Source organism: Myxococcus virescens (assembly GCF_900101905.1).
Lineage (GTDB): Bacteria > Myxococcota > Myxococcia > Myxococcales > Myxococcaceae > Myxococcus > Myxococcus virescens.
On record NZ_FNAJ01000033.1, the window covers coordinates 19,302 to 27,817 of the forward strand.

Annotated in this window: 4 protein-coding genes; all 4 read left to right on the forward strand. The window is 67.2% G+C overall.

Going from position 1 to position 8,516, the window contains the following annotated elements; translation table 11 throughout:
• The 4 genes from BLU09_RS37500 to drmC are packed head-to-tail and all read left to right on the forward strand — an operon-like array spanning nucleotide 1 to nucleotide 7,594.
• Nucleotides 1-951, forward strand: a complete 951-nt coding sequence (locus BLU09_RS37500) for an O-methyltransferase (RefSeq protein WP_143043276.1) — start codon at nucleotides 1-3, stop codon at nucleotides 949-951.
• An 18-nt stretch (nucleotides 952-969) separates the two neighbouring features.
• Nucleotides 970-4,995 carry a DISARM system helicase DrmA gene (gene drmA, locus BLU09_RS37505; protein WP_090495948.1) on the forward strand — a complete coding sequence of 1,342 codons (4,026 nt, stop codon included), beginning with the start codon at nucleotides 970-972 and terminating at the stop codon, nucleotides 4,993-4,995.
• Complete coding sequence (drmB, locus tag BLU09_RS37510; RefSeq protein ID WP_090495949.1) at nucleotides 4,992-6,833, forward strand: DUF1998 domain-containing protein; 1,842 nt, start codon at nucleotides 4,992-4,994, stop codon at nucleotides 6,831-6,833. The genes drmA and drmB overlap by 4 nt, the downstream gene beginning before the upstream one ends.
• A complete protein-coding gene (gene drmC / locus BLU09_RS37515; RefSeq protein WP_090495950.1) occupies nucleotides 6,833-7,594 on the forward strand; it encodes a DISARM system phospholipase D-like protein DrmC in 762 nt (253 codons plus the stop codon). The genes drmB and drmC overlap by 1 nt, the downstream gene beginning before the upstream one ends.
• Nucleotides 7,595-8,516: the final 922 nt, after the last annotated feature.

Below are 8,516 nucleotides of genomic sequence, written 5' to 3' on the forward strand. Positions count from 1 at the left end.
GTGAGCACCGGTTCTTCAGTGCCGTACAAGCTGCGGCCGAACAAGGCCGTGGACCGCGAGCTGTTCCTTTCCCTGTTGACGCGCTTGGCGCCTGCCTTGGCGCTGGAGGGACACCACTACATCGGGCTCGGAGGTTCCTTCCTTGAGGACTTCCGGCTGGTGCATGCGCGCCTCGGGATCGACCGCATGACGAGCGTCGAATCCGAGGAGGAGGTCCACAAGCGCCAGCTCTTTAACAGACCCACTGCGTCGGTCGAGTGCGTGCATTCGAGCCTTGAGGACTACCTCGACGCGCACGACTTCGACCGACCCGCGATCATCTGGTTCGACTACACAGCACCGAAGCCCGTCGAGCAGATCGGACGCTTCGCGCGAACCGTTGGCGAGGTGAAGCTCAACAGCATCCTGCGCGTTACGCTCAATGCCCAGCTTAGTGCGTTGGGAGAGCCGAACCCGAAGCTCTCCGGCGAGGCGTTGTGGGCGTGGCGGCTCGAGAAGTTCAAGGATCGGCTCGGAGCTCTCTGCCCGAGTGACCTGACCGCCGCAGGCATGGAGAAGCGCACCTACGGCCCGAGCATCCTTCGCGCCCTGTTCCTCGCCGTCGAGAAGGAGGTACTCACCCACGCGGACCGCAAGGTCGTGTGGGCGCTGAGCACGCACTACGCGGACGGGCAGCCAATGGTCACGGCGACGCTCGTCGTTTGCGGAACGAACGACACGATTGTCGAGCCCCTAGTGAAGGGCTGGACGTTCTACTCACCGCCCGACCAGCCGCTCCGAATCGATCTCCCCGCGCTCTCCACGTTGGAGCGCCTGACGATGGAGGCGAACGGCGATGCCCGCGAGAAACTTGGCTTCGAGCTACCCGAGTCGGGGCTCGGAGAAGATCCTTTCGAGGTGTTCAAGAAGTTCTACCGGATCTACCCGCATTTCTCGCGAGTGGAGCTGTAGCGAGATGAGGAGCGACGCATGACGACGACCGCCACACCGAACGCACAGGCATGGCTCGCCAAGGAGGCGATGTCGCTCGGCCCATTAGTCGTTCGGCTCGGCGGTGAACGCACCGGCTTCAGCGCGCTGGCGCGGGGCCACTGGGTCGTCGTCGTGGACACGACGGGAGCCCTGAAGCGCCTCGGGCGCATCCTGCGCATCCGAACCGACCTTGAGTCGACCACGCTCTACTTCGACAAGCTACACGTAGTGAAGTCAGCGGGCTCGCTCGCCGACGTCGGGCTCACGTTCCCCATGGGACAGGTCTCGCGCCTGCGTCCCGAAGACCTCGCCGCGGTGCTCGCGCGTGACGGCGTCTCGTCGTCGGCCGACGTGCCGCTCATCGAAGACGCCGCATACGTGCGCGAGCTGCTTGAGCTTGCGACGCGCGACGACCTGCTTGGGCCGGCCAACGGCCCCGAGGAGCTGGTCGTCGACATGAGCGTCCGCGACCGCTACCTCGCCGGCAAGCTCGCGCCGCGAACGCCGGGCGACGCGACGACGGGCACCGAGGTCGAGCCTGCGGCGGCGGCCAACGAAGAGGACGACTCGGCGCAGGAGAACGATGCCCCGCTCCACGAACCCGGCGCCGAGTTCAATCGCGCGAGCGGGCGCGTCGAGCCCGAGGACGACGCGCTCGACGAGATCGATACGACCAACAATCAGTCTCTCGTGCCCTCGAGCATGGGCCTCACGTTCTGCGTCGGTCCCGATGTGAAGACGCTGAACGTCACCGCGCGCTGGGGCAGCTACGCCCGTGTTCCGAAGGAGGAACACGAGTACACGCGGCCGAGGAAGGACCGCGAGACTGGCAAGGTTGAGGAGAGCAAGGTGAAGGTCTGGCGCCGCTTCCCGCGCGGCGGGCGCGTGACCCTCACGCTTGAGGACGGCCCCATCAAGCCGCTGGTGCCCGATGCGGAGCTGGAGGAGGTCCGCATCCAGGGCGCCGTGCGCACCAACGCTAAGGGCGAGCGCCTCGTCACGCTGTTCCTGGTGAACGGCCAGCTCGAACCCGAGACCAACCGCGACAGTGCCTGGCTCTTCCAGCCCGAGCTCGGCGTGACGGGTTCGGGCGAGGCGGCCGGGGCGCCCGTGTTCCTCCGGCGTCCGAGCAACGACGTCGTCGTGGACGACTCCGAGCGCGACCACCTCGGGCTCATTTACCGGCGCCGCGTTGAGTTCGCCGTGGGCCACGGCGTGGCAGTCCACGCCGAGACGCCCGCGAACGACCCGACCCGCGCCACGCTCGTGCGCACCGAGGTCATCCCTCGCTACGAGGTGCCAGTTACCGAGACGCCGGGCCTCGATCCCGACGACCGCCCCGAGATGAAGAAGATGGTCGAGCGAGGCTGGCTCGACATGCTCTCGCTGGCCGACCTCGGAAAGGCCGAGCTCGAAGAGGCGCTGAAAACGCTCGTCGACGACTACGCCGCGTGGCTCGACGACCAGCGAGCGCGTGTCGGCAAGGAGATCACCGGCTACGACGCCCCGGCCAACGAAGCGCTCGACCGCTGCAAGACCACGCTTGAACGCCTGAGGGCAGGCCTGAAGGTGCTTTTCGCCGACTCGAAGGCACTGGAAGCCTTCCGCTTCGCCAACCGCGCGATGGCCCGCCAACGTGTGCGAGGCATTTACGCGCTCAAGCGCCGTCGTGGCGAAGAGCTGGCCTGCGCCGACGTCGACGTACGGAAGAACCGCTCGTGGCGCCCGTTCCAGCTCGCGTTCCTGCTGCTGTCGATTCCATCGCTCGCCGATCCGAAGCACTCCGACCGCACGAGTCCCGCCGAAGCGTTCGCCGACCTACTTTGGTTCCCCACGGGCGGTGGCAAGACCGAGGCGTACCTCGGCGTCGCGGCCTTCGCGATGGGCATCCGCCGCCTGCAAGGCGTCGTCGAGAACCTCGACGGCGGGCGAGGGCTCACGGTCATCATGCGGTACACGCTGCGCCTGTTGACGCTGCAGCAGTTCCAGCGTGCCGCGACGCTGCTGTGCGCGATGGAGGTCCTCCGCTCGGCCGAAGTCTCGAAGTGGGGAGCGGAGCCGTTCACACTCGGCCTATGGGTTGGCAACAAAGTGACCCCGGGAACCACCGAAGTGTCGCACCAGGCCATCGATGCCATCCGCGACAAGGACCGCAACCGCGCCGGTATCGCGTCGCCCGCGCAGCTCACGAGCTGCCCGTGGTGTGGCTCGGAGATTCAGCCCGGGCGTGACATCGAGGTCGACAAGACCGCCGGTCGCACCGCCATCTACTGCGGCGACAAGCTCTCGCAGTGCGAGTTCACCAAGGCGAAGTCGAACACCAACGCGCATCCCGGTCTGCCGGTGAAGCTCGTCGACGAGGAGATCTACCACCGGCCTCCGACGATGATGATCGCCACCGTCGACAAGTTTGCGATGATGGCCTGGCGTGCGGAGGTGCGGACGCTCTTCGGCAAGGTGAAGGAAGAGTGCGAGCGCCACGGGCTGCTCTGGCCGGGCCACGACTGCGGCGGTGGCCATAGAACCCGCAAGCCTCACGCCGCCGCGAAGGTGAAACCGGTGCGCGCGGTCCGCCCGCCGGACCTCATTATCCAGGACGAGTTCCACCTCATCAGCGGTCCGCTGGGAACGATGGTCGGTCTTTACGAGACCGCGGTTGACGACCTTTGCTCGTGGCAGATTGGCAAGACCAAGGTGCGCCCGAAGGTCGTCGCATCGACCGCAACGGTCCGGCGCGCGGGCGATCAGGTGCGCAACGTCTTCATGCGACGCCTTGCGATCTTCCCGCCGAAGGCACTCGACGTCGAAGACGACTTCTTCTCGGTCCAGCGCTCGGTCGCGAGCAAGCCTGGACGCAGGTACATGGGCATCTGCTCACCGGGCAGCTCAAGGCCGGCGGTGCTCATCCGCACGTACACCGCGTTCCTTACGGCGGCGCAGGGGCTCTTCGATGCATTCGGCTCCATTGCCGACCCGTACATGACGCTCGTCGGCTACTTCAACTCGCTGCGCGAGTTGGGCGGCATGAAGCGCCTCGCGGAGGACGACGTTCAGACGCGATCGTTTCGCGTGAAGATGAGCCTCGTCGAGCGCCCTGGTCTCGAGCAGCGTCGCGTCGGAACCATCGCCGAACTGACCTCGCGCGTGAGCAACGCCGACATCCCAAAGTACCTCGACCAGCTCGAGATTCCATTCGACGGCACGTTCGACCCGAGCACCGGCAAGTTTGCGCGGCCTTCGGCAGCGCCTCCGGCCGGCTCCGGCAGCCAACGACCGGTCGCCCCTCGACCGATCGACATCGTGCTCGCAACGAACATGCTCTCCGTCGGAGTCGACGTGAACCGCCTCGGCGTCATGGTCGTGAACGGCCAGCCGAAGGGCACGGCCGAGTACATCCAGGCGACGAGCCGCGTCGGTCGTTCGTTCCCCGGTCTCGTCGCAGCGGTGCTCACGTGGGCGCGGCCTCGCGACCTCTCGCACTACGAGACCTTCGAGCACTACCACGCGACGTTCTACCAACACGTCGAGGCGCAGTCGGTCACGCCGTTCTCGCCGCGCGCGATGGACCGTGGGCTCACCGGCGCGATGCTCGCGGTGATGCGGAACCGCTTCGAGCCGTTCGCCCCGAACCCGGGCGCGGGTGCGCTCAACAGCCCAAGCCGCCCGGAGATGGTCTCCACCGTCGATTCGGTCACCGAGCGCACGTGGGAGGTCACCGAGGACTCGGCGAAGAAGAGCCTCGCCACCGCCGAGATGAAGAGCCGCGCCGACGAGTGGGCGAAGGAGGCGGCGGTGCCCGGGCGCGTGCTCGTGTATCAGAAGTACGGCGCTGGCCCGACCGCGTACGCGCTGCTCGAAGCGCCCGGCATTCGTCCGTGGTCGACGTGGACCGTCCCCATGTCGATGCGCGAGGTCGAGCCCGGCGTGAACCTCGTGATGGAGGACGATCGCTCGAACCAAGATCCGGTCTGGCGCCCGCGCCCCACCGACGTTGATGCGACGGACGAGGAGGAGTCGCCATGAGTAAGACCCCGGTGGGCGAAGTTCGCCCGAGCCAGCTCCTGTGGACCTACGGGCCCGGCGCGCTGATCGATCTGCCAAACCTCTCCGTCGTCACGATGGGCATCGACCGCTGGGAACTGGGGCGCTGCCAGCCGATCCAGGAGGCGCGGCTGCTGACCAATGTGCGCCGCGTGCTCGGTGACCAAGTCGAGTCGCTGCGCATGCCGCCGCTGACCGACAGTGACGTCGTCGATCCGTTCTCGGCCGAGGCGCTCGTCGGGGTACCGGTGAAGCCGTTCCCGCGCTGGATGCGCTGCGTGAAGTGCGGGCTGCTCTCGCCGTTCGACGCGGGCCTCTTCGAGCTGAAGGCGAACCGCTACCGTCCGGAGAGGACGCGCTTCGTCCACAAGGGCTGCACCGGCTCACGCGGTGACCAGAAGCCTCGCGACGCCGACGCGGTGCCCGCGCGCTTCCTCCTCGCGTGCCGCGAGGGCCATCTCGACGACTTCCCGTGGCACTGGTTCGTTCACGGAGGGCCGAGCGGCTGCAAGGGCACGCTGCGCTTCTTCGAGAGCGGCGCCTCGCTCCAGACCGAGAACCTGTGGGTGCGCTGCGACTCATGCAGCGCCGCCAAGAGCATGGCGCAAGCCTTCGGGCAGGTCGGCAAGGACAACTTGCCGGGCTGTCGCGGGCGTCACCCGCATCTCAACCGCTTCGAGGACGGCTGCGCCGAAGTCCCGCGCGCCATCCTGCTCGGGGCAACGAACGGCTGGTTCCCTGTGACGCTCTCGGTGCTCGCGATCCCGCAGACGGGGAGCCCGCTCGCGCAGTTCGTCGCAGACGGCTGGACGTTCTTCGAGGACGTCGAGAACGCCGTCGAGGCGGCGGCCGTCGTAAAGACTCTGAAGAAGTCGGCGCAGCTTCCCGGCATCAATGCCTTCACGGGCGACCAAGTCTGGGAGGCCATCAAGGCCCATCGCGGCGGCACGGTGGGCGACGAGGAGCTCGACCTGAAGGGACCCGAGTGGGACGTGCTCACGTCGCCGAAGCCGCCGACCGACTACCCGCACTTCATGAGCAAGAAGGCCGACGTGCCCGCGGGCTTCGAGCCGTACCTCTCACGTGTGTTGCTCCTAGAGCGGCTGCGCGAGGTGAACGCGCTGCTCGGCTTCACGCGCGTCGAGTCGCCCAACGAGGGCGGTGGAGCGGAGCGTGCGCCACGCGCTCCGATCGGGCGCACCGCGCCCAACTGGGTGCCCGCCACGCAGGTCCACGGCGAGGGCATCTTCCTGCAGTTCTCAGAGGATGCGCTCATGAACTGGGCTATGGGGTCCGGTCCTCGAGCGCAGGAAGCCGAGCTGCGCCGAGGGCACCGTGGCTGGCGTGCGCGACGCGGGCTGGATCCTGATCCCGGCTTCCCCGGCTTGCGCTTCGCGCTGCTTCACACGATCGCCCATCTGCTCATCCGCGAGCTCGCGCTCGACTGCGGCTACAACGCGGCGAGCATTCGCGAGCGTGTCTACGCCGACACCGAAAGCGGCAAGTCGCAGGCTGGCATCTTGATCTACACGGCAGCGGCCGACTCCGATGGTACGCTCGGCGGGCTTGTCGAGCTCGGCAAGCCCGAGAATCTCCGGCGCTTGCTGCGGCAGGCCCTTGACCGCGCGAAGGTCTGCGCGTCCGACCCGCTGTGCGCCGAGCACAACCCGAGGACGGACGCGTCGCTCCATGCAGCCTCGTGCCACGCGTGCTCGTTCGTCTCCGAGACTTCGTGCGAGTGCGGCAACCGCTATCTCGATCGCACGCTCGTCATCCCGACGCTCCAAGTGACCGACGCGGCCTTCTTCGCGGGGCTCTGATGCAGGCGCTCCTTGATGCGGTCGTAGACCTCGTAGCTCTCGTCTCTCCTGCGAAGGTACGCACCGTCGCTTCTGCGCTTCGCGGGCTGACGAAGCCCAATGCGGCTCCGGCCGCCAACACACTCGCGGACACGCCGGCAGCACGCGCTGCCGTAGCGCGCGTGGTGGCCGCGTGGGCGCAGGTGCAGGCAAGGGGCGACGAGGTCGCGGGCATGCTGCTGGGGGCGTCCGAGGCGCGCCTGCGTGTCGAGCGCGAGCTGAGCGTCGAGCTGGTTTGGACGGGCCCGACGACGCGCTTCGTGCCGACGCGCCGAACGGAGCAGGTGCTGCTCGACCTGATCGCCAGCGCGACCACCGACTTGTTCCTCGTGAGCTTCGTCGCCTACGACGTCCAGAGCGTCGTCGCGGCCCTGAATGAGGCAGGGAGCCGTGGTGTTCGTCTCCGGGTCCTGATCGAAGCTTCGAAGGAGCACGGGGGCACCTTGGACAAGGATCTCGTACCCAAGATGCGCAGCAGCATCCCGTCTGCGGAGGTCTTCACGTGGAGAAAGAGGGTCGAGCCCTTCGTCGACGGGAAGGTCCACGCGAAGGTCGCGGTCGTCGACGGAGCGCGCGCGTTCATCACGAGCGCGAACCTCACAGGGCACGCGCTCGAGAAGAACATGGAAGCCGGCGTCCTCATCAACGGCGGCCCGGTCCCGAAGACGCTGAGCGACCACCTGCAAGCGCTCATCGACGTGAGGATCATCGACCGGGCCTGAAGCGCGCTCGCCCGGACGGCAGTTGTTGCATGACCTGCAACAACTCGCGTCGCAGAAGGGCGGGTGGGCAACCGGCAACTGTTGCACGCGGTTCAACGGGACGGCACGCACGGGCGCGTTCTGACCGCGAGCCGCGCCCCAGGCTCGGAGCGGCGCGATCTGTGCCTCACGCGCGAACGTGGGCGCCTTCGCGGTGGTTCTCGTGCATGACCTGTGATTGTGATCAACCGCGCACGCCACGCCTGCCGCGTGCGCGCCGTCGCTCGACCACGAACCGTCCACTTGGAGGCGGGTGGACAGTTGATCGCCGGGTCACCGTCCCGGAGAATGAGGTCCGGCTGTTAACCGCGTCTCAGCTTCTCTCTCCCCGTGGGCACGAGAAGAGAGCGCGAACACCGTCCCGCGCGCCCTCGACGTGCCCTCGCACGAGCGTAGGTCAGCTCTCCGCGCGAATGCCGCCCCAGCGCGCGACGCTCGCCGACGCGTAAACCCTCGGGAAATCAGGGTAGACTAGGCGAAGCCCCCGAGGCAGGTACATTGGGGGCTCCGTTAACTCCGCCTTGATGTGGAATTCGCAAGCTGGAAGAAATGACTCAGGAATGGAGGCTCGGCTGGTTGGCGAGGCTGAGCGAAGCCGACAGGTTACTCGCTTAGTGCGCGGCCAGCTTGTGCGTGAACTGTACGAGAGCTTTCCCAACGGTTGACCGGCTGTCCTGGACGACGAAGACCGTTTGGATGTTGCCATGGCGCTCGGCTCTTGGTTCGGCTTCACCCCTGTGACTCATCAGGAGCGCGTCAACCGGGCCAGCGGTGCGCTCCTCGCTAGTCTGAAGCTGCCCCGGTTCCGCAGAGTGTCCCGGGCTATCGCCATCAGGCGGCAGCCCGGTACTTCTTTTCGTAGTTGGCGGGCGATTCGTAGTCG